This window comes from Streptomyces sp. NPDC057950 (assembly GCF_042887295.1).
Taxonomy (GTDB): domain Bacteria; phylum Actinomycetota; class Actinomycetes; order Streptomycetales; family Streptomycetaceae; genus Streptomyces; species Streptomyces kaempferi.
Genome location: NZ_JBHVPP010000018.1, coordinates 26,946 through 47,396, shown reverse-complemented (window position 1 = coordinate 47,396; position 20,451 = coordinate 26,946). Strand labels below are relative to the sequence as shown.

Sequence of the window (20,451 nt, the reverse complement as noted above, 5' to 3'; positions counted from 1 at the left end):
GCGTGTACGGCGTGTACGGCGTGTACGGCGTGTCCCTCTGCCCCGTGAAGCCGGCGCGCCGCGTCACGGTGTGAGGGCACGACGGCCGCACATCCGGCGGCCGTGTGCGCACCGCGGCCGATGTCGACGGCCGTCACGCCCTCACCTTCCGCGTCAACACGGAAGGATCACCGGTCCCGGTCTCGAACCCGCCCTGCCCTCCGCCGAGTTCCGCACCCGTACCCGTACCCGTACCCGCACCCGCACCCGCACCCGCACCCGCACCCGCACCCGGTGGAACGGACGGGACCCGAACGGAGATCCAGGATCACCGCACCCGTTCGAGTGATGTGCCGGAAGCCGCAGGTCAGAGCGGCACGATGTCCGGGGCGCCGAGCCGCGCCGCGTCGGCCGTCAGGTCGTCCGGCTGCCGCTGGGACTCCCGCTCGGCCTCGACCCGCTTCTCGTAGTGCTCCACCTCGCGCTCGATCTGGTCCTTGTCCCAGCCGAGGACCGGCGCCATCAGCTCGGCGGCCTCACGGGCACTGCGCGTACCGCGGTCGAAGGTCTCTATGGAGATGCGGGTCCGCCGGGTCAGCACGTCGTCCAGGTGCCGGGCGCCCTCGTGGGAGGCGGCGTAGACGATCTCGGCCTTGAGATAGTCCTCGGCGGCCGGCAGCGGCTCGGCCAGCGCCGGGTCGGCGGCGATGAGGTCGAGGACCTCCTCCGCCATGGCGCCGTAGCGGTTCAACAGGTGTTCCACGCGGACCACATGGAGCCCGGTGCGCTGCGCTATGCGCGCCCGCGCGTTCCACAGTGCCCGGTACCCTTCGGCGCCGAGCAGCGGGGTGTCCTCAGTGACGCACTCGGCGACGCGCTGGTCGAGTCCGTGCACCGCCTCGTCGACGGCGTCCTTGGCCATCACCCGGTAGGTCGTGTACTTGCCGCCCGCCACGACCACGAGGCCCGGCACCGGGTGGGCCACGGTGTGCTCGCGCGACAGCTTGCTGGTGGCGTCCGACTCGCCGGCGAGCAGCGGCCGCAGGCCCGCGTACACCCCCTGGACGTCGTCACGGGTCAGCGGTACCGAGAGCACCGAGTTCACGTGCTCCAGCAGGTAGTCGATGTCCGCGCTGGACGCCGCGGGGTGGGCCTTGTCGAGGTCCCAGTCGGTGTCCGTGGTGCCGATGATCCAGTGCCGCCCCCAGGGGATGACGAAGAGGACGGACTTCTCGGTGCGCAGGATCAGACCGGTCGAGGAGTTGATCCGGTCCTTCGGTACGACCAGGTGGATGCCCTTGGAGGCGCGTACGTGGAACTGGCCCCGCTCGCCCACCATGGCCTGGGTGTCGTCGGTCCACACTCCCGTGGCGTTGACGACCTGTTTGGCGTGGATCTCGTACTCCCCGCCGCCCTCGACGTCCTGCACCCGGGCGCCCACCACGCGCTCGCCCTCGCGCAGGAAGCCGGTCACACGGGCGCGGTTGGCGACCTTCGCGCCGTACGCCGCCGCCGTGCGCACCAGGGTCGCCACATAGCGGGCGTCGTCCATCTGCGCGTCGTAGTACTGCAGCGCGCCCACCAGCGCGTCCTTCTTCAACGCGGGGGCGACGCGCAGGGCTTTGCCGCGGGAGAGATGCCGGTGGGTGGGCAGTCCGCGTCCGTGGCCGCTCGTCATCGACATGGCGTCGTAGAGGGCGACGCCCGATCCCGCGTACAGCCGCTCCCAGCCCTTGTGCTGGAGGGGATAGAGAAAGGGCACGGGCTTCACCAGATGCGGTGCGAGCCGTTCCAGGAGAAGCCCGCGCTCCTTCAGGGCCTCGCGCACCAGCGCGAAGTCGAGCATCTCCAGATAGCGCAGACCGCCGTGGATCAGCTTGCTGGACCTGCTCGACGTGCCCGATGCCCAGTCACGAGCCTCGACCAGCCCTGTGGACAGGCCGCGGGTCACGGCGTCGAGCGCGGTGCCCGCACCGACCACGCCCGCGCCCACGACCAGCACGTCCAGCTCGCGCTCGGCCATTCCCGCCAGGGACTCGACACGCTCCGCCGGCCCCAGTTTCGCTGTCCTCACCGCTGCCTCCCGCTGTCTGTCGCGCTGGCCGCACCTGTCCGGCGACGCCCGGCTCACATGCCCCCTGCCCAAAGTCTGACCGTCTTGCCCTTCTTCGGCCACCACGCACCCTCAGCCTGTGGACAACACTCACGGAAACGCGCCCGATCAATGCCGCAAATCGGTCATATTTACTCCTAGTCTGACATTGCGCTCGTCCATCCTGTCCACAGGACTTGCGTACCTGTCCCGCTTCGGTTACTGGGAAGGACGGCCCACGCCATGCCCGCAGATCTCGCCGTCATCGGACTCGGTCATCTCGGCCTGCCGCTGGCCCAGGCCGCCGTCGCCGCCGGCGTCTCCACGCTCGGCTACAAGACCGGGCCGGAAGGCGGCTCGCTCACCCCCGCCGAACTGCGCCGGATGCTCTCGGGGGGCTTCCGGCCGACCACCGACCCGGTCGAACTCGGCCGTGTCCGCACCGCCGTCATCTGCGCCCCGACCCCACCGGGACCGGACGGCGCGCACGACCTGGCCCAGGTGGCCTCCGCCGCCCGCACCCTGGCCGCGCACCTGCGCCCGCACACCACGGTGATCCTGGAGTCGGCGGTGCACCCCGGGACCACGGACGACTTCCTGCGTCCCCTCCTCGAAGAGGGCTCCGGGCTGCGCGCGGGACGCGACTTCCACCTCGCGTACTCGCCCAGCCGGGTCGACCCGGGCAACCGTGACTTCACCCCGGCCAGCACGCCGAAGATCATCGGGGGCCTCACCCCCGCCTGCACCGAGTCGGCCGCCGCCTTCTACGGCCGCCTCACGGACAAGGTCGTCCGCGCGCGGGGGACCCGCGAGGCGGAGACCGTGCAGCTCCTGGAGACCAACTACCGGCACGTGAACATCGCGCTGGTCAACGAGATGGCCGTGCTCTGCCACGACCTGGGCGTCGACCTGTGGGACGTCATCCGCTGCGCCGAGACCAAGCCGTTCGGCTTCCAGGCGTTCCGGCCGGGCCCCGGTGTCGGCGGCCACGGCATCCCCCAGGACCTGACCGGCCGCGCGCCCCGCTCCCTGCGCATGGTCGAACTGGCCCAGCAGGTCAACAACCACATGCCGCAGTACGTCATCCGGCGCGCCGCGGCCCTCCTCAACGAGCACGGGAAGTCGGCCCGCGCCGCACGAGTGCTCCTGCTCGGCGTCACCTACAAGGCCGACCTCGCCGACCAACAGGGCACGCCCGCCCACGAGATCGCCCTGCGCCTGATGGAACTCGGCGCGTCCGTCAGCTACCACGACCCGCTCGTACCCGCCTGGAACGTGCTCGGCCACCCCGTCCCGCGCGCCGACTCCCTGTACGAGGCCGCCGCCGACGCCGACCTCACGATCCTGCTCCAGCCGCACCGGACGTACGACCTCCAGGGCCTGTCCGTGAAGGCACAGCTCCTCCTGGACACCCGCGGGGCGACTCCCACGGGGGCGGCACACCGGCTCTGACCCCCCGGAATCCCCCGGCCCGAGGTCACCGCCGCCCGTCGCCGTGCGCTCTCCCTCTCGTACACACGTGCGACCACGTATCGGGTGCTCCCGGCCGTGCGCTCACCTCCCTGGGGGATCCCGAGGGACCGCATGACTCGGCCGCCGCCGTCCGGTCCACCCGTCGACAACCCGTACGGGCGCCAGAACCCGTGGGCACGCGCGAGGGGCCCGGACCGATGCCGGTCCGGGCCCCTCGTTCAGGTCGAGCGCGAGGTCACCGCTTGTGCTGGGAGTCCGCGACCGTCACCTCGACGCGCTGGAACTCCTTGAGCTCGCTGTAGCCGGTGGTGGCCATGGCGCGGCGCAGGGCGCCGAAGATGTTCATGGAGCCGTCCGGGATGTGCGACGGGCCGGTGAGGATCTCCTCGATGGTGCCGACGGTGCCGAGGTCGACCTTCTTGCCGCGCGGCAGCTCCTCGTTGACCGCCTCCATGCCCCAGTGGTGGCCCTTGCCGGGCGCGTCCGTGGCACGGGCGAGCGGGGAGCCCATCATCACCGAGTCCGCGCCGCAGGCGATGGCCTTGGGGAGGTCGCCGGACCAGCCGACGCCGCCGTCGGCGATCACGTGCACGTACCGGCCGCCGGACTCGTCCATGTAGTCGCGACGGGCCGCGGCCACGTCCGCGACGGCGGTGGCCATCGGGACCTGGATGCCCAGCACGTTGCGGGTGGTGTGCGCGGCGCCGCCGCCGAAGCCGACCAGCACGCCGGCCGCGCCGGTGCGCATCAGGTGCAGGGCCGCCGTGTACGTGGCGCAGCCGCCGACGATGACCGGGACGTCCAGCTCGTAGATGAACTGCTTGAGGTTCAGCGGCTCGGCGGCGCCCGAGACGTGCTCCGCCGACACCGTCGTACCGCGGATGACGAAGATGTCCACGCCCGCGTCGACCACGGCCTTGGAGAACTGCGCCGTGCGCTGCGGCGACAGCGCGGCGGCGGTGACGACTCCGGAGTCGCGCACCTCCTTGATGCGCTGCCCGATCAGCTCCTCCTTGATGGGAGCCGCGTAGATCTCCTGCAGACGGCGGGTCGCGGTGTCCGCGTCCAGCTCGGCGATCTCGTCGAGCAGCGGCTGCGGGTCCTCGTACCTCGTCCACAGGCCCTCGAGGTTGAGGACGCCCAGGCCGCCCAGCTCGCCGATACGGATCGCGGTGGCCGGGGAGACGACCGAGTCCATCGGGGCGGCCAGGAACGGCAGCTCGAAGCGGTAGGCGTCGATCTGCCAGGCGATCGAGACCTCCTTCGGGTCCCGCGTACGGCGGCTCGGGACGACGGCGATGTCGTCGAAGGCGTACGCCCGGCGGCCGCGCTTGCCGCGCCCGATCTCGATCTCAGTCACGTGTGTGGCCTTTCCCTCTTCGGTTCTGCGCCTTCCAGTATCCCCGACGCCTACGACGAGAGCGGTCCCGGAACCTCCGGGACCGCCCTCGTTCGGGCTTCACGCACGCGTGGAGCTCTGTACGGCTGCTTGGTGACCGTTACTTGTTACGGCTGTAGTTCGGTGCCTCGACGGTCATCTGGATGTCGTGCGGGTGGCTCTCCTTGAGGCCCGCCGAGGTGATCCGGACGAACCGGCCGTTGTCCTGGAGCTCGGGCACGGTACGCCCGCCCACGTAGAACATGGACTGGCGCAGACCGCCGACCAGCTGGTGCACGACCGCGGACAGCGGGCCGCGGTAGGGCACCTGGCCCTCGATGCCCTCGGGCACCAGCTTCTCGTCGGAGGCGACGCCCTCCTGGAAGTAGCGGTCCTTGGAGAAGGAGCGCTGCTCGCCACGGGACTGCATGGCGCCCAGGGAGCCCATGCCGCGATACGACTTGAACTGCTTGCCGTTGATGAAGAGCAGCTCGCCCGGCGACTCCTCGCAGCCCGCCAGGAGCGAGCCCAGCATCACCGTGTCGGCGCCGGCGACCAGGGCCTTGGCGATGTCACCGGAGTACTGCAGACCGCCGTCGCCGATGACCGGGACACCGGCCGCCTTGGCGGCGAGGGAGGCTTCGTAGATGGCGGTGACCTGGGGTACGCCGATACCGGCGACCACGCGGGTCGTGCAGATGGAGCCGGGGCCGACCCCGACCTTGATGCCGTCGACGCCCGCGTCGATGAGGGCCTGCGCGCCGTCACGGGTGGCGATGTTGCCGCCGATGACGTCGACGCCCGCGGAGTTCGACTTGATCTTGGCGACCATGTCGCCGACCAGACGGGAGTGACCGTGCGCGGTGTCGACGACGATGAAGTCGACGCCCGCCTCGATGAGGGCCTGGGCGCGCTCGAAGGCGTCACCGGCCACGCCGACGGCCGCGCCGACCAGCAGACGCCCCTCGGCGTCCTTCGCGGCGTTCGGGTACTTCTCGGCCTTCACGAAGTCCTTGACCGTGATGAGGCCCTTGAGGACACCCGCGTCGTCGACCAGCGGAAGCTTCTCGATCTTGTGGCGGCGCAGCAGCTCCATGGCGTCGGTGCCGGAGATGCCGACCTTGCCCGTGACCAGCGGCATCGGCGTCATGACCTCGCGCACCTGGCGCGAACGGTCGGTCTCGAAGGCCATGTCGCGGTTGGTGACGATGCCGAGGAGCTTGCCGCCGCCGTCGGTCACCGGCACGCCGGAGATGCGGAACTTGGCGCAGATCGCGTCGGCCTCGCCGAGCGTCGCGTCCGGGTGGACGGTGATCGGGTCGGTCACCATGCCGGACTCGGAGCGCTTGACCAGGTCGACCTGGTTGGCCTGGTCCTCGATGGACAGGTTGCGGTGCAGCACGCCGACACCGCCCTGGCGGGCCATCGCGATGGCCATGCGGGACTCGGTCACCTTGTCCATGGCCGCGGAGAGCAGCGGGATGTTCACCCGCACGTTCTTCGAGATGTGCGAGGCGGTGTCGATCTCGTCGGGTGCCATGTCCGACGCGCCCGGCAGCAGCAGCACGTCGTCGTAGGTCAGCCCGAGTGTCGCGAATTTGGCGGGCACTCCGTCGACGTTGGCAGTCATGACACCTTCCCCAAATGGCCTTGATCGGTGCGGATGTCCATGCTAACGGGAAGCAAGGGTCTCCCATTCCACGGTTCGGATCGCCCTCGGGCTTCGTAGGTTCGTACGGGTGGCACACCGGGACCGTTCACCCGTCGGCCCGACAGCCTGGTCCCCGGGGTCCGCCGTCCCGTCACCGCGGTGGCGCGGGGCTCCCGGGGCGGGGTTTCGCCCGACGATGCCGCATTCCGCCGTGTCCGTTCTCACGTTTGCGGTAAGAAACCGGCGCCGCCGACGCCACCGTGACGGCGCACGACGGAGCGGCGCACCGGGCACGGCACGCCACGGCACAGGACAGGACAGGACACGATCCGACACCGACGCGGCAGAAGACCGACGCGGCGGAGGTCATGGAGCCGGCGCACGCCCGTACTCGCGCTCCGGCCCGCACGCCCGTACCTCCGACCGCCCTCGCGCACGCCGACACGCGGCGCACCCTCCCGCAGCCCTGCCTACTGGCACGCGGCGCACCCTCCCGCGGCCCTGCCTACTGCTCCGCCAGCGCCCGCAGCCGGCTCAGCGCCCGGTGCTGGGCCACCCGGACCGCTCCCGGGGACATCCCCAGCATCTGGCCCGTCTCCTCGGCCGTGAGGCCCACCGCGATACGCAGCAGAAGCAGCTCGCGCTGGTTCTCGGGGAGGTTGGCCATCAGTTTCTTGGCCCATTCGGCGTCACTGCTGAGCAGCGCGCGCTCCTCGGGACCGAGGGAGTCGTCGGGGCGCTCGGGCATCTCGTCCGAGGGGACCGCCGTCGACCCGGGATGGCGCATCGCGGCGCGCTGCAGGTCGGCGACCTTGTGCGCGGCGATGGCGAAGACGAAGGCTTCGAAGGGCCGCCCGGTGTCCTTGTAGCGGGGCAGGGCGAGGAGCACCGCGACGCAGACCTCCTGCGCCAGGTCCTCCACGAAGTGCCGCGCGTCGCCCGGCAGCCGGGACAGACGCGTGCGGCAGTAGCGCAATGCCAGAGGATGAACATGAGCGAGCAGGTCGTGTGTGGCCTGCTCGTCGCCGTCGACCGCGCGATGGACGAGCGCACCGATCACCGTCGTCTCGTCGTCACGCATCGGTCCATGGTGCCTTGGCGTCGTTCTGTCCGTGGCACCGCGTCCGTAGTTGTGCACCGAAGCGTTATGAGCAGGTGCGCCGGAACTCATCTCCTGCGCCCTCCCCTTCCGCTCGACCGACTCGTCCCCGAGGAACTCCACACCTCAAGCATGCGGCATCGGCGGCGAAACGAGCAGCGGGCACCCGGCGCGCCCCCTTGTCGGCCCCGCCCGCCACACGGCAGGCGGGGTGCGTCGTACCCCCGCGACGGCTCACCTAGCGGACCAGGCCCCACCGGAAACCGAGCGCCACGGCGTGCGCGCGGTCCGAGGCGCCGAGCTTCTTGAAGAGCCGCCGGGCGTGCGTCTTCACGGTGTCCTCCGAGAGGAACAGCTCGCGGCCGATCTCCGCGTTGGAGCGGCCGTGGCTCATGCCTTCGAGGACCTGGATCTCACGCGCGGTGAGCGTGGGCGCGGCACCCATCTCGGCCGAGCGCAGTCTGCGCGGGGCGAGCCGCCAGGTCGGGTCGGCGAGCGCCTGGGTCACGGTCGCGCGCAGTTCCGCCCGGGAGGCGTCCTTGTGCAGATAACCGCGGGCCCCGGCGGCGACGGCGAGTGCCACACCGTCCAGGTCCTCGGCCACGGTGAGCATGATGATGCGCGCACCGGGGTCGGCGGACAGCAGCCGCCGAACCGTCTCGACGCCGCCCAGACCGGGCATGCGTACGTCCATCAGAATCAGGTCCGAACGGTCGGCGCCCCATCGGCGGAGCACCTCTTCTCCGTTGGCCGCAGTCGTCACGCGCTCGACGCCGGGCACGGTCGCCACCGCACGGCGGAGCGCCTCTCGGGCAAGCGGGGAGTCGTCGCAGACGAGGACGGATGTCATGGCCGCCCTCCGCAGCTGATGCGCGTCACCTTGAGCCTCCAGGCTGGTACGAATCGTCACCTGTGCGGTCGACACTCGCCGACGGAAACTGCCGTCTGCCCGAGCGCTTGTTCCTTCAACCGCCTCAGCACTCTCAACGATGGTCACTCGAAAGAGTTACGGGGCAGCCGGTCATCTTCGGCACTCTACGTGAGGGCGCGGACACGTTGCAGACATGCGCAACGGACCCTCAATCTTTCAACACAACCTATGCCCCATTCAGCCTGTTTTCTTCCCATTTACTGGTGTCTGCGGCTAGATTCGCAATGAGTCATATTTTCATCTCCTTAGATCGTAGATGTACGGTCGGTGGGCACAGAGCATCCCAGAACGGCAACAAGGGGACACGCAATGGCAGATTTCTCCCGCCTTCCCGGTCCGAACGCGGATCTCTGGGACTGGCAGCTCCTCGCGGCATGCCGTGGGGTCGACAGCTCGCTCTTCTTCCATCCGGAAGGCGAGCGCGGTGCGGCACGGAGCGCTCGCGAGAACTCGGCCAAAGAGGTCTGTATGCGATGCCCGGTACGCGCCCAGTGCGCCGCTCACGCGCTGGCGGTGCGCGAGCCGTACGGGGTGTGGGGCGGGCTGACCGAGGACGAACGCGAAGAGCTCATGGGACGGGCCCGGAACCGGCTGGTGACGGCGTCGGCCACCGGGAGCGGTTCCGCTTCGAACACTTGAAGGAACGTTTCTGCGTTGATGAGTCCGCAGCCGGGCGCACAGGTGTGCCGCTGAGCGGGCGCACGTCGGCATGCCCTCGTACGGGCGCGCACGCGCGCGTCCCCGACCCGTGTGCGGCGCCGACGGCCCTCCGCAGCCGTCAGCGGGCCGCGGCCCTGGCCAGCTGGTCCAGCGTCGCCGCCACCGCCGGAACCTGGGAGAGATCCGGCAGCGTCAGCGCGACGATCTCCCGCCGCACCGGCGGCTCCACGGTCACGGCACAGGCGCCCTTGGGGCGCACGGACTCGATCGCGAGCTCCGGCAGCACGGCGACCCCGAGACCCGCGCCGACCAGTCCGACCACCGCCGGATAGTCGTCGGTGGCGAAGTCGATGCGGGGCACGAAACCCTCGCGGCGGCAGACCTCCACCAGTTGCCCCCGGCACCGCGGGCAACCCGCGATCCACGGTTCCCCGGCGAGTTCGCCGATGGCGACCGACCCCGCGCGGGCGAGCCGGTGGCCCTCGGGGACCAGCCCGACGAGCCGGTCGCGCAGCAGCGGCCGTACGACCAGGTCGTCCCACTCCTCGACGCCCGCCGCTCCCTCGTACCGGAACGCGAGCGCGATGTCGCAGTCGCCGTCGCGGAGCTTGTCGACGGACTCGGGCGGCTCGGCCTCCTCCAGGGAGACCCGGGTGCCGGGATGCGCGGCGCGCAGGGCGGCCAGAGCCGTGGGGACGAGCGTCGAACTGCCGCTGGGGAAGGAGACGAGCCGGACCCGGCCCGCGCGCAGGCCCGCGATAGCGGCGACCTCCTCCTCGGCGGCGGTCAGCCCCGCGATGATGCCGGCCGCGTGCCGGACCAGCGCCTCGCCCGCCTGGGTCAGACGCATCTCACGGCCCGTGCGGATCAGCAGCGGTGTGCCGACGGACGTTTCGAGCGCCTTCATCTGCTGGCTGACGGCCGGCTGGGTGCAGCCCAGCTCGCGTCCCGCCGCCGAGAAGGAACCGGTGGCGGCGACGGCGCGCAGAACACGGAGATGACGGGCCTCGATCACCCTTCGAGCATAAGCGAGACTTGGGTACGGTGGCGAATATCGCGTCGACGCTTTGGCCTCCATCGCCTAGCGTGCTGCCATGCAGCTTCTGTCTCTGAACCTGGGCCGTGCGCGCGCCGTCCCCTACACGGACCAGGCCGTGGGTGTGACCGGCATCGACAAGCGGCCGGTGGCCGGGCCGGTGCGGGTGACGGCCCCCGGGCCCAAGGGGGTCGGCGCGAGCGGTCTGGCCGGGGACACGGTGTGCGACCTGCGCCACCACGGCGGGAACGACCAGGCCGTCTACGCGGTCGCCCGTGAGGACCTGGACGACTGGGAGCGCGAGCTCGGCCGGCCGCTGGTCAGCGGCGCCTTCGGCGAGAACCTCACGACGCGGGGGCTGGACGTGTCCGGCGCGCGGATCGGTGAGCGCTGGCGGGTCGGCTCCGTGCTGGTCCTGGAGGTCACCTCCGGACGCATCCCCTGCCGTACGTTCCAGGAACACCTCGGGGAGCGGGGATGGGTGAAGCGGTTCACCCGGAAGGCCGCGCCCGGCGCGTATCTGCGGGTCATCGAGCCCGGCGAGATCCGCGCGGGCGACCCGATCGAGGTCGTGCACCGGCCGGAGCACGAGGTGACCGTCGCGGTCGAGTTCCGCGCCATGACGACCGAACGCGAGCTGCTGCCAGGGCTGTTGGCCGCGGGCCCGGCACTGCATCCGGAGGCGTGGGCGGCGGCGGAGAAGTACGTGGCGCGGCAGGGCGGGTAGCGGTCGCGGCGGCACGCGCGGGACACGGCCGGTGACGGCCGTGGCACCGGCCGCGCGGCACGCGCGGAGCGGGGCCGGGGACCGGGAGGCGGGGGCGCGGTACGCCTGGTCAGGTCACTAGCCTTGGGCCATGACAACGGCTCTGATTACGGGATCGACCGCGGGCATCGGCGCCGCCTTCGCGCGCCGCCTCGCGGCTGACGGCCACAACCTCGTGCTGGTGGCGCGCGACACCGAGCGCCTGGCCGAGCAGGCGACGGAACTGCACGACCGGCACGGCATCGAGGCGGAGGTGCTGACGGCCGACCTGGCGACGGACGACGGCATCGAGACGGTGGCCAAGCGGCTGAGCGACCGCAGGAACCCGGTCGACCTGCTGATCAACAACGCCGGTTTCGGCAACAAGGGCCGCTATCTCGAGGTGTCGATGGCCGACGAGCTGACGATGCTCAAGGTGCACTGCGAGGCGGTGCTGCGGCTGACGTCGGCGGCGACCGCGGCCATGCGGGAGCGCGGCCGGGGCGGGGTCGTCAATGTCGCGTCGGTGGCCGCGTTCGTACCGCGGGGTACGTACGGGGCGTCCAAGGCGTGGGTCGTGCAGTTCACGCAGGGCGCGGCGAGGGACCTGGCGGGCAGCGGCGTACGGCTGATGGCGCTGGCCCCGGGCTTCGTGCGCACCGAGTTCCACCAGCGCGCCGGGATGAGCACGGACAACATCCCGAACTGGATGTGGCTCGACGCGGACAAGCTGGTCGCGGCGGCGCTCGCGGACCTGGCCCGCGGCAAGACGCTGTCCATCCCCGACCCGCGTTACAAGGCGCTGATGGGTGTGGTGAAGGTGGCGCCGCGTGGGCTGCTGGGCGGGATCACGTCGAGGACGGGTCGCAAGTACGGGCCGCAGTAGAACGGCCGAGCCGTGGAACAGCGGGGCGGTGCGGCGATGGAGCGGTACGGCGGTGGAGCAGCGGGGCGGTAGGGCCCGTACGTGCTCGCCACAGCGCTGAGGCCCAGCATCCCCGAAGGGAGCTGGGCCTCAGTGCTGTCCACCGGTGTGGACGCCTACCGGTGCGGGCGTCCGACCGGGTGCGTCAGTGGGAGTGACCGTGGCCGTGGCCGTGGCCCGCGTCGGCCTCTTCCTCGGCCGGCTTCTCGACGACCAGGGTCTCGGTCGTGAGGAGCAGGGAGGCGATGGAAGCGGCGTTCTCCAGAGCGGAGCGGGTGACCTTGACCGGGTCGATGACACCGGACTTGACCAGGTCGCCGTACTCGCCGGTGGCGGCGTTGAAGCCCTGGCCCTTGTCGAGCTCGGCGACCTTGGAGGTGATGACGTAACCCTCCAAGCCGGCGTTCTCGGCGATCCAGCGCAGCGGCTCGACGGCGGCGCGGCGGACGACCGCGACACCCGTGGCCTCGTCGCCGGTCTTGCCGAGGTTGCCCTCGAGGACCTTGACCGCGTGGACGAGCGCGGAGCCACCACCGGAGACGATGCCCTCCTCGACCGCGGCGCGGGTCGCGGAGATGGCGTCCTCCAGACGGTGCTTCTTCTCCTTGAGCTCCACCTCGGTGGCGGCGCCGACCTTGATCACGCACACGCCGCCGGCCAGCTTCGCGAGGCGCTCCTGGAGCTTCTCGCGGTCCCAGTCGGAGTCCGTGTTCTCGATCTCGGCCTTGATCTGGTTGACGCGGCCCACGACGGCGTCGTGCTCGCCGCCACCGTCGACGACGGTGGTGTCGTCCTTGGTGACCGTAACGCGACGGGCGGTGCCCAGCACGTCCAGACCGACCTGGTCGAGCTTGAGGCCGACCTCCTCGGCGATGACCTGACCGCCGGTGAGGGTGGCGAGGTCGCCCAGCATGGCCTTGCGGCGGTCACCGAAGCCGGGGGCCTTCACGGCGACGGCGTTGAACGTGCCGCGGATCTTGTTGACGACCAGGGTCGAGAGGGCCTCGCCGTCGACGTCCTCGGCGATGATCAGCAGCGGCTTGGAGGCGTTGGCCTGGATGACCTTCTCCAGCAGCGGCAGCAGGTCCTGGATGGAGGAGATCTTGCCCTGGTGGATGAGGATGTACGGGTCCTCGAGGACGGCCTCCATGCGCTCCTGGTCCGTCACGAAGTACGGCGACAGGTAGCCCTTGTCGAAGGCCATGCCCTCGGTGAAGTCCAGCTCCAGACCGAAGGTGTTGGACTCCTCGACGGTGATGACACCGTCCTTGCCGACCTTGTCCATCGCCTCGGCGATGAGCTCGCCGACCTGGCTGTCCTGGGCGGACAGGGCGGCGACGGCGGCGATGTCGGACTTCTCGTCGATCGGACGGGCGGTCGCGAGGAGCTCCTCGGACACGGCCTTGACCGCGGCGTCGATGCCCTTCTTGAGCAGCGCCGGGGAGGCACCCGCGGCGACGTTCTTCAGACCCTCGCGGACGAGCGCCTGGGCCAGCACGGTGGCGGTGGTCGTACCGTCACCCGCGACGTCGTTGGTCTTGGTAGCCACCTCCTTCACCAGCTGGGCGCCGAGGTTCTCGTACGGGTCGTCGAGCTCGACCTCGCGGGCGATGGTGACGCCGTCGTTGGTGATGGTAGGGGCGCCGAACTTCTTGTCGATGACGACGTTGCGGCCCTTGGGACCGATCGTCACCTTGACGGTGTCGGCAAGCTTGTTGACGCCGCGCTCAAGGGCGCGACGGGCGTCCTCGTCGAACTTCAGGATCTTCGCCATGGGAGCGGTTCAGCCCTCTCGGAAAACGTGGGTGAAAACGAACCGCGCCCCCAGCGCCCGGCTTCATAAGGTCGCGGGGGCCAGGGGCGCAGTTCACTGCAGAACTGTGGTGAATTACTTCTCGATGATCGCGAGCACGTCGCGGGCCGAGAGGACGAGGTACTCCTCGCCGTTGTACTTCACCTCGGTGCCGCCGTACTTGCTGTACAGCACGATGTCGCCGGTGCTGACGTCGAGCGGCAGGCGCTCGCCGTTCTCGAAGCGACCCGGGCCCACGGCGAGGACGACGCCCTCCTGGGGCTTCTCCTTCGCGGTGTCCGGGATGACCAGGCCAGAAGCCGTGGTCTGCTCGGCGTCCAGCGGCTGGACCACGACACGGTCCTCGAGCGGCTTGATGGCAACCTTGGAGCTGGTGGTCGTCACGATCCGACCTCCCCCTTCGGAGATCTCACGGGGTTAACTGTCTGAGGTGGCGACCAGGTGGATCCGTCGTCGCGGGTGCCGGACCTGCCCGTCGCTATTGGCACTCTCCAGTGGGGAGTGCCAGGCCTGAGACTATGACCGCGATTAGCACTCGGTCAAGCGGAGTGCCAAAGGCCCGCGGCGTGGCGTGGAGTTCGGGGCATCGTTCGCCGGTGCGGGCGTCGCTCCGGGGGCTGCCGTCCCCGGACCCCCGCTCCGGCCTGGACGGCCTCGTCCTCGAACGCCGGACGGGCTGAAGACGCGGGCCCGCGCCGGGAGGCGCGGGCCCGCTCGTCGAAGGGCCGGCCCGCGCCGAAAGCCGCACCCCCGAAGGCGGCCGCCCGCGCCGGAAGTTCAGAGGTAGTTCTCCAGGCGGGCCGGGGTGAAGCCCTCCGCCTGGATGCGGCGCAGGAGCCGGGTGGTCGCCGCGACGAGGTTCGGCTCCCCCGAAGCGGACAGGATGTCGCCGGAGCGCAGCCGGTGGGTGTCGGCCACCCTGCCCAGGACGACGGCCGCGACCCCGCAGTCGGCGGCGGCGCGCAGGGTGGTGGCGTCGTAGGTGCCGTAAGGGGGCCGGAAGAGCCGGGGACGGATGCCGAAGCGGGCCTTGAGCTTGTCCTGCTGGCCGCAGATCTCGGCCCGCTGGCCGGCGTACGGCAGCCCGCGCAGCGAGGCGTGGTCGAGGGTGTGGTTCTGCACGCTCGCGCCGACCTCCCGCAGCCGCGCGAAGTGGCCGTAGCCGGGTCCGACGACATGGTCGGTGAGGAACATGCTGACCGGCAGCCGCAGTTCACGGACCATGTCGACGAACCGCGGATCGCGCTCGACTCCGTCGTCGTAGGTCAGGAAGACCACCTTGTCGTGGGTGGGCACGCGGCCGACGACGGGGACCAGCCCCGTCCGCTCCCGGCGCACACCCCTGCGGGCGGGCGGCCGCGGTGCCGGGGCGAGCGGGGCGGACAGCCCCCAGCGCCGGTACGTCGCCGAGGCCGGACCGTGCGGGTGGGTCCGGCCCACCTCCTGCGCGGCCTTCTTGCCCAGGCGCTCGATCGGGTCCACGGACTGGGCGCAGCCGGCCAGCAGGACGGCGGCGAGCAGTGCGGCCAGTGCGGCGGCCGCCCGTGCACGCGATCGGGCGGCCGGAGCCGGCGCCCCGCCTCTCACAGGCTCGTCATCCGCGGGCCGTGCGCGGCCCTCGGCTCCGCGGCCTCGCCGCCTGCACTGCCGGGGGCGAGGCCGATGACGGCGAGGGCGGCGATCCCGCTTCGGACACTCGTCCGGTTCGCGTCATTTTTATCGGCTTGTCGTACTGATCGCATGGTGTCGGATCCTTCCAGGTCACGGCCCGTTGAGGGCCCCCGACACCGCGACCGGACGCGCACCGTCCACCGACTGGCCCACACTGACCGACAATGGGCCGGTGAACGACGTCTCCTTCGCCTCCCTGCTCACCCCCGAGGGCCGCGCGCTGCTCGACGAGGTGCGCGGCACCGACCCGGCCCAGGAGCTGGCCGTCGCCACCCGGCTGCGCCGCACCCATCCGGCCGAGCTGGTCTCCGCGGCGCTCGGACAGGCGCGGCTGCGGCAGCGGGCGGTGGCGAAGTTCGGCGCCGAGGACGCGCAGCGGATGTTCTTCACGCCGAACGGGGTCGAGCAGTCGACCCGGACGACGGTCGCCACGCACCGCGCGGAGCGTCTGCGCGCTCTCGGTGTGCGCTCGGTCGCCGACCTGTGCTCCGGTATCGGCGGCGACGCGATCGCGCTGGCCCGAGCCGGGATCCGCGTCCTCGCCGTCGACCGGGACCCCCTGGCGGCCGCGGCCGCCCGCGCGAACGCCGAGGCGCTCGGGCTCGCCGGCCTGATCGAGGTGCGCGAGGTGGACGTCACGGAGGTGGACACGGCCTCGTACGACGCCGTCTTCGTGGACCCGGCACGGCGGGGCGGCAGGGCGGGCGGGCGGATCTTCGACCCCGAGGCGTACTCACCGCCGCTCTCCTGGGCGGTCGGGGCGGCCCTGAAGGCCCCGCTCGCCGCCCTGAAGATCGCCCCGGGCATCCCGCACGAGACGGTCCCCGCCGAGGCGGAGGCCGAGTGGATCTCGGACGGCGGGGACGTGAAGGAGGCCGTGCTGTGGTTCGGCACGGAACCGGGTCTGGTGCGGGCCACCCTGCTGCCGGGCCCGCGCGTCCTGCGCGGCCGCGGTCTGCCCGACCCCTCGGTGCGGCCGGTCGGGCGCTATCTCTACGAGCCCGACGGCGCCGTGATCCGCGCCCATCTGGTCGCCGAGGCGGCCGAGGACCTCGACGGCGGGCTCCTCGACGAGACCATCGCGTACATCACGGCGGACTCGCTGCGCCCGACCCCGTACGCCACCGCGTACGAGATCACCGACCGCCTTCCCTTCAACGTGAAGAAGCTCAGGGCGCTGCTGCGGGAGCGGGAGGTCGGCGTGCTGACGGTGAAGAAGCGGGGCTCGGCGGTCGAACCGGAGGAGCTGCGCAGGAAGGTCAAGCCGCAGGGGCCGCGCGCGGCCACCGTCTTCCTGACCCGGGTCGCGGGGGCACCGACGATGCTGCTCGGTCACCCGGCCCGGCAGCACTCCGCCTGACGCCACCGCACGCCGCTAGCGGCACTCCTTCGCGCGCGTCTCCAGCAGTTTCCGCTCGCGTTCGTTACGGGCCAGGCCCGCGGCCCGCTCGAACTCCGCCCGCGCCTCCCGTGTGCGCCCCAGCCGGGCGAGCAGGTCCCCGCGGACACTGGGCAGCAGGTGGTAGTCGCGCAGGGCGGGTTCGGCCGCGAGCGTGTCGACGATGGCCAGGGCGGGGCCGGGGCCGTCCGCCATCGAGACGGCGACGGCGCGGTTGAGTTCGACGACGGGCGACGGGGAGCGGGCCGCGAGGAGCCCGTACAGGGTGGCGATCTGCCGCCAGTCCGTGTCCTCGTACGTGTACGCCTGGGCGTGGCTGGCGGCGATGGCGGCCTGGAGGGCGTACGGACCCGGGGCGCCCGTGGTGACGGCGTTCGCGCGGGCCAGGGCGGCGAAACCGCGGTGGATCAGCAGGCGGTTCCAGCGGCGGCGGTTCTGGTCCCTGAGGAGGACCGGCTCGCCCGAGGGCCCGGTGCGGGCGGCGGCGCGGGACTCCTGGAGCTCCAGCAGCGCGACGAGCCCGTGCACCTCGGGCTCCTTGGGCATCAGTTCGGCGAGGACGCGGGCCAGCCGGAGGGCCTCCTCGCAGAGCGCGGGGCGCAGCAGGTCGTCGCCGGCCGTGGCCGCGTACCCCTCGTTGAAGACGAGGTAGATGACCTCCAGGACCGAGCCGAGCCGGCTCTCCCGGTCCGGGCCGCAGGGGACCTCGAAGGGCACCCCCTTCGTCGCCAGCGTCCGTTTGGCGCGCACGATGCGCTGGGCGATCGTCGCCTCCGGCGCGAGGAAGGCGCGGGCGATCTCCGGCGTGGTCAGCCCGCCGAGCAGGCGCAGCGTGAGGGCGATACGAGCCTGGGCGGACAGCACCGGGTGGCAGGCGGTGAACACCAGCCGGAGCAGGTCGTCGTCGATGTCGTCCGGGTCGGCGGGTTCCTCGGAGGGGACGGTCGTCTCCAGGTCGCGCCCGATCTCCTCCAGCTTGCGCGCGTAGCGCTCCCGGCGGCGCACGAGGTCGATCGCGCGGTGCTTGGCCGTGGCCATGAGCCAGGCGCCGGGGTTGTCCGGTACCCCGTCCCGCGGCCACTGCTCCAGCGCCGCGACCAGGGCGTCCTGAGCCAGTTCCTCGGCGATGCCGACGTCCCGGACGACGCGGGTGACACCGGCGATGATCCGGGGCGACTCGATCCGGAAGATCGTCTCCACGGTCTCGTCGGCGCCGGCCGGGGTGACGGTGGGCTGTTGTTCCACAGCCCACCATCAGACACCAGCGGACCGGCTGGGCCAAGCCGCCGCTCAGCCCTCGGCGATCTCCCGCACCTCGCAGGTCACCGTCCAGTGCTCCTCGTGCGTCTTCAGGAACCGCTTGGTCCACTCGAGCGCCTCGGCCATGTCCTTGCACTGCATGAGCGCGTAGCCGCCGACGACCTCCTTGGACTCGGTGAAGGGGCCGTCGGTGACGGACAGCTGCCCGCCCTCCCAGTGCACCCGCTTGCCCTGGGCGGTCGGTGTCAGTCCGGCGGTGTCGAGCATGACCCCCGCCTTGGTGATCTCCTCGATCAGCTCGCCCATCCGCTGCATCAGCTCGGGGCTGGGGCCCTCGGCGGGGGCGTTGGTCTCGTCGATGCGGACCAGGGACAGGTAGCGGGGCATGGTGGCTCCTTCGGTGCGGAGGGCGGGGCTTCTCCCCGCCTCTCATCCCTGCGTCGATCGGGGGGCGCCGGTTTCGACACCGTCCCCGGAAAACCTCGAAGATTCTTTTCCGAGCGTTGCCGGGCGGCTTCCCGAAGCCTTCCCGCATGCTCCCCGGGCAGCCGACGGGGCAGTTCCCGCGGGGTGCGGGGCGGCCGGCGGACAGCTGAAGGACGGCTGTGCGGGGAGCACTACCGCGCGTACCCGCCGTGTGCGAGTTTTCCCGTATGCCCTTCGACCACAACGACCACTACCACCGGCTCCTGCTGCGGAAACTGCCCGGGCACGGGCGCACCGCGCTGGATGTCGGCTGCGGCACCGGCCGGTTCGCCCGGCGGCTCGCCGCGCACGGCTACGAGGTGGACGCCGTCGACCCGTCCGCCGAGGTGATCGCCGTGGCCGAACGGATCGGCGGCGGGCCCCGGTTCCGGCGGACGGACGCCGCCTCGGCCGCGCTGCCGAAGGCGCACTACGACGTCATCACCTGCCTCGCGAGCCTGCACCACATGCCCTTCCGCACGGTGACCAGGTTCCGCGACGCGCTGGCGCCGGGCGGGGTGCTGCTGGTGCTGGGCTGCTACGCGGGGCACACCTGGTGGGACCTCGCGGCGGTGCCCGCCAACGCGGTGGCCCGGACCGGGGTGTCGGTGGGCGAACGGCTGCGCGGGAGGGGGCCCGCGGTGGTCCCGGCGCCGGTGCGCGCGCCGCGGATGTCGCTCGCCGCCGTCCGTGACGAGGCGAGCCGTCTGCTGCCGGGCGCCCGTGTCCGCCAGCTCCTCTACTGGCGCTATCTGCTGACGTACACGGTCACTTGAGCGACGCCCACAGCTCGCCCGCCTCGGGCTCGCGCGCGACCACCCGGTTGGCGTCCGAGGGGGCCGTCACCACCGGCATCATGACCGTCCTGACGTGGTCGGCGGAGAGGGACCCGAGGCTCTGGCCGAACTTCGTCAGTTCGCCGAGGGAGTCGAGGCCGGTGTCCGTGGTGAGGCTGCCGGTGACCGCGTCGGCGACCTGGTAGAGCTTGGCGGGGCTGGTCGGCAGGGATGTCGAGGAGATCTGTTCCAGCAGTGCCTTGACCAGCTTCTGCTGGAGCCCGATGCGGCCGAGGTCGCTGCCGTCGCCTATGCCGTGCCGGGTACGGGCCAGGCCCAGGGCGTGGGTGCCGTCCAGGAGATGGGTGCCCGCCTTCAGGTGCAGATGGCTCTGGTCGTCGTCGATGTCCTCGTCCGTCGTGACCGTGACCCCGCCGAGCGCGTCCACCAGCTTCGCGAAGCCCGAGAAGTCGATCTCCAGGTAGTGGTCCATGCGGACGCCCGTCAGGGACTCGACGGTCTTCACGGCGCAGACCGGTCCGCCGAGCGCGTACGCGCTGTTGAACATCGTGCCGTACGCCACCGAGGTGGTCCCGCCGGACGGGGTCGGGCAGGACGGGCGGGTCACCAGGGTGTCCCGGGGGATGCTCACCACGGTCGCCGCGGTGCGGCCCTCGTCGATGTGGACGACCATCGCCGTGTCCGAACGGGCACCGCCGCTGTCGCCGCCGCCGAGCTCGGCGTTCGCCTTCCCGCTGCGCGAGTCGGAGCCGAGGACCAGGACGTTGAGGGCGCCGGTCGGCAGCGGGGAGGCGGACGAGGAGGGGGTCGGCAGCACCTTCGCCGGACGGTTGTCGCCGAGCGCCCCGTCGATGTCGACGCTCCTGATGTTGTGGTTCAGGTGCCAGTAGGCCCAGCCCGCCGTGCCGATGCCCAGCACCAGGACCCCGGCCAGGGTGAGGCCGACGGCCTTCAGCACCCGCCGCCGGACCAGCGGCTCCGACCCGTCCCCGCTCTCGTCGTGTTCCGTCACGACGAGGAACATAAGTGCGAATTATGTCGAGCAAGGACGCGGAGGGAGCTTTTCTTCGGAAAATC

At 71.4% G+C, this 20,451-nt stretch carries 18 protein-coding genes; 6 read left to right on the top strand and 12 right to left on the bottom strand.

The annotated features are described in order from the left end of the window. Positions 1-346: 346 nt before the first annotated feature. On the bottom strand, positions 347-2,053 hold the full coding sequence (locus tag ACFVTC_RS27595) for a glycerol-3-phosphate dehydrogenase/oxidase (protein ID WP_168529734.1): 1,707 nt from the start codon (positions 2,051-2,053) through the stop codon (positions 347-349). 261 nt (positions 2,054-2,314) lie between these two features. Between ACFVTC_RS27595 and ACFVTC_RS27590 the strand changes: the two genes are divergently transcribed. Further along, on the top strand, positions 2,315-3,523 hold the full coding sequence (locus ACFVTC_RS27590) for a nucleotide sugar dehydrogenase (RefSeq protein ID WP_390131206.1): 1,209 nt from the start codon (positions 2,315-2,317) through the stop codon (positions 3,521-3,523). Positions 3,524-3,779: 256 nt separating this feature from the next. On the opposite strand, the gene ACFVTC_RS27585 is transcribed toward ACFVTC_RS27590, so the two are convergent. From ACFVTC_RS27585 to ACFVTC_RS27570, 4 genes are all read right to left on the bottom strand, one after another. Then, positions 3,780-4,904: a GuaB3 family IMP dehydrogenase-related protein gene (locus ACFVTC_RS27585; RefSeq protein ID WP_168529730.1), complete on the bottom strand. Its 1,125-nt coding sequence runs from the start codon at positions 4,902-4,904 to the stop codon at positions 3,780-3,782. A 139-nt stretch (positions 4,905-5,043) separates the two neighbouring features. Continuing rightward, on the bottom strand, positions 5,044-6,552 hold the full coding sequence (guaB, locus tag ACFVTC_RS27580; RefSeq protein WP_168529729.1) for an IMP dehydrogenase: 1,509 nt from the start codon (positions 6,550-6,552) through the stop codon (positions 5,044-5,046). Between the two features lie 526 nt (positions 6,553-7,078). Further along, on the bottom strand, positions 7,079-7,654 hold the full coding sequence (locus tag ACFVTC_RS27575) for a sigma-70 family RNA polymerase sigma factor (protein ID WP_148010063.1): 576 nt from the start codon (positions 7,652-7,654) through the stop codon (positions 7,079-7,081). A 256-nt stretch (positions 7,655-7,910) separates the two neighbouring features. Further along, complete coding sequence (locus tag ACFVTC_RS27570; RefSeq protein ID WP_003948568.1) at positions 7,911-8,522, bottom strand: response regulator transcription factor; 612 nt, start codon at positions 8,520-8,522, stop codon at positions 7,911-7,913. 390 nt (positions 8,523-8,912) lie between these two features. Between ACFVTC_RS27570 and ACFVTC_RS27565 the strand changes: the two genes are divergently transcribed. Continuing rightward, on the top strand, positions 8,913-9,242 hold the full coding sequence (locus ACFVTC_RS27565) for a WhiB family transcriptional regulator (RefSeq protein WP_153289078.1): 330 nt from the start codon (positions 8,913-8,915) through the stop codon (positions 9,240-9,242). Positions 9,243-9,381: 139 nt separating this feature from the next. Here the strand turns inward: ACFVTC_RS27565 and ACFVTC_RS27560 are convergent, their stop codons facing one another. Continuing rightward, positions 9,382-10,278 (bottom strand): LysR family transcriptional regulator, encoded by an 897-nt coding sequence (locus ACFVTC_RS27560; protein WP_390131205.1) that lies wholly within the window; start codon positions 10,276-10,278, stop codon positions 9,382-9,384. A gap of 79 nt (positions 10,279-10,357) precedes the next feature. On the opposite strand from ACFVTC_RS27560, the gene ACFVTC_RS27555 reads away from it, so the two are divergent. Both ACFVTC_RS27555 and ACFVTC_RS27550 read left to right on the top strand, forming a co-directional pair. After that, positions 10,358-11,026, top strand: coding sequence for an MOSC domain-containing protein (locus tag ACFVTC_RS27555; protein WP_390131204.1), 669 nt, complete (start codon positions 10,358-10,360; stop codon positions 11,024-11,026). A 130-nt stretch (positions 11,027-11,156) separates the two neighbouring features. Beyond that, complete coding sequence (locus tag ACFVTC_RS27550) at positions 11,157-11,930, top strand: SDR family NAD(P)-dependent oxidoreductase (RefSeq protein ID WP_390131203.1); 774 nt, start codon at positions 11,157-11,159, stop codon at positions 11,928-11,930. Between the two features lie 184 nt (positions 11,931-12,114). Here the strand turns inward: ACFVTC_RS27550 and groL are convergent, their stop codons facing one another. The 3 genes from groL to ACFVTC_RS27535 all read right to left on the bottom strand — a co-directional run bounded on the left by groL (position 12,115) and on the right by ACFVTC_RS27535 (position 15,369). Beyond that, a complete protein-coding gene (groL, locus tag ACFVTC_RS27545; RefSeq protein WP_168529721.1) occupies positions 12,115-13,743 on the bottom strand; it encodes a chaperonin GroEL in 1,629 nt (542 codons plus the stop codon). 114 nt (positions 13,744-13,857) lie between these two features. Beyond that, on the bottom strand, positions 13,858-14,166 hold the full coding sequence (groES, locus tag ACFVTC_RS27540; RefSeq protein ID WP_060901476.1) for a co-chaperone GroES: 309 nt from the start codon (positions 14,164-14,166) through the stop codon (positions 13,858-13,860). Positions 14,167-14,559: 393 nt separating this feature from the next. Beyond that, on the bottom strand, positions 14,560-15,369 hold the full coding sequence (locus tag ACFVTC_RS27535; protein WP_390131202.1) for a polysaccharide deacetylase family protein: 810 nt from the start codon (positions 15,367-15,369) through the stop codon (positions 14,560-14,562). A gap of 256 nt (positions 15,370-15,625) precedes the next feature. Between ACFVTC_RS27535 and ACFVTC_RS27530 the strand changes: the two genes are divergently transcribed. Continuing rightward, positions 15,626-16,813, top strand: a complete 1,188-nt coding sequence (locus ACFVTC_RS27530) for a methyltransferase domain-containing protein (RefSeq protein WP_390131201.1) — start codon at positions 15,626-15,628, stop codon at positions 16,811-16,813. Between the two features lie 15 nt (positions 16,814-16,828). Here ACFVTC_RS27530 and ACFVTC_RS27525 read toward each other — a convergent pair whose 3' ends face one another. Next, positions 16,829-18,097 carry an RNA polymerase sigma factor gene (locus tag ACFVTC_RS27525; protein ID WP_390131200.1) on the bottom strand — a complete coding sequence of 423 codons (1,269 nt, stop codon included), beginning with the start codon at positions 18,095-18,097 and terminating at the stop codon, positions 16,829-16,831. Positions 18,098-18,142: 45 nt separating this feature from the next. Continuing rightward, positions 18,143-18,499 (bottom strand): YciI family protein, encoded by a 357-nt coding sequence (locus ACFVTC_RS27520; protein WP_390131199.1) that lies wholly within the window; start codon positions 18,497-18,499, stop codon positions 18,143-18,145. Between the two features lie 266 nt (positions 18,500-18,765). Between ACFVTC_RS27520 and ACFVTC_RS27515 the strand changes: the two genes are divergently transcribed. Beyond that, positions 18,766-19,353, top strand: coding sequence for a class I SAM-dependent methyltransferase (locus ACFVTC_RS27515; protein WP_390131198.1), 588 nt, complete (start codon positions 18,766-18,768; stop codon positions 19,351-19,353). Here ACFVTC_RS27515 and ACFVTC_RS27510 read toward each other — a convergent pair. Continuing rightward, on the bottom strand, positions 19,346-20,398 hold the full coding sequence (locus ACFVTC_RS27510) for an LCP family protein (protein WP_390131197.1): 1,053 nt from the start codon (positions 20,396-20,398) through the stop codon (positions 19,346-19,348). The genes ACFVTC_RS27515 and ACFVTC_RS27510 overlap by 8 nt on opposite strands. Positions 20,399-20,451 lie beyond the last annotated feature (53 nt).

Coding starts and splice junctions, on each gene's coding strand:
- ACFVTC_RS27520 (WP_390131199.1), bottom strand. CDS start 18,499: ATGCCCCGCTACCTGTCCCTGGTCCGCATCGACGAGACCAACGCCCCC.
- ACFVTC_RS27565 (WP_153289078.1), top strand. CDS start 8,913: ATGGCAGATTTCTCCCGCCTTCCCGGTCCGAACGCGGATCTCTGGGAC.
- ACFVTC_RS27570 (WP_003948568.1), bottom strand. CDS start 8,522: ATGACATCCGTCCTCGTCTGCGACGACTCCCCGCTTGCCCGAGAGGCG.
- guaB (WP_168529729.1), bottom strand. CDS start 6,552: ATGACTGCCAACGTCGACGGAGTGCCCGCCAAATTCGCGACACTCGGG.
- ACFVTC_RS27575 (WP_148010063.1), bottom strand. CDS start 7,654: ATGCGTGACGACGAGACGACGGTGATCGGTGCGCTCGTCCATCGCGCG.
- ACFVTC_RS27550 (WP_390131203.1), top strand. CDS start 11,157: ATGACAACGGCTCTGATTACGGGATCGACCGCGGGCATCGGCGCCGCC.
- ACFVTC_RS27515 (WP_390131198.1), top strand. CDS start 18,766: ATGCCCTTCGACCACAACGACCACTACCACCGGCTCCTGCTGCGGAAA.
- ACFVTC_RS27555 (WP_390131204.1), top strand. CDS start 10,358: ATGCAGCTTCTGTCTCTGAACCTGGGCCGTGCGCGCGCCGTCCCCTAC.
- ACFVTC_RS27510 (WP_390131197.1), bottom strand. CDS start 20,398: ATGTTCCTCGTCGTGACGGAACACGACGAGAGCGGGGACGGGTCGGAG.
- groL (WP_168529721.1), bottom strand. CDS start 13,743: ATGGCGAAGATCCTGAAGTTCGACGAGGACGCCCGTCGCGCCCTTGAG.
- ACFVTC_RS27590 (WP_390131206.1), top strand. CDS start 2,315: ATGCCCGCAGATCTCGCCGTCATCGGACTCGGTCATCTCGGCCTGCCG.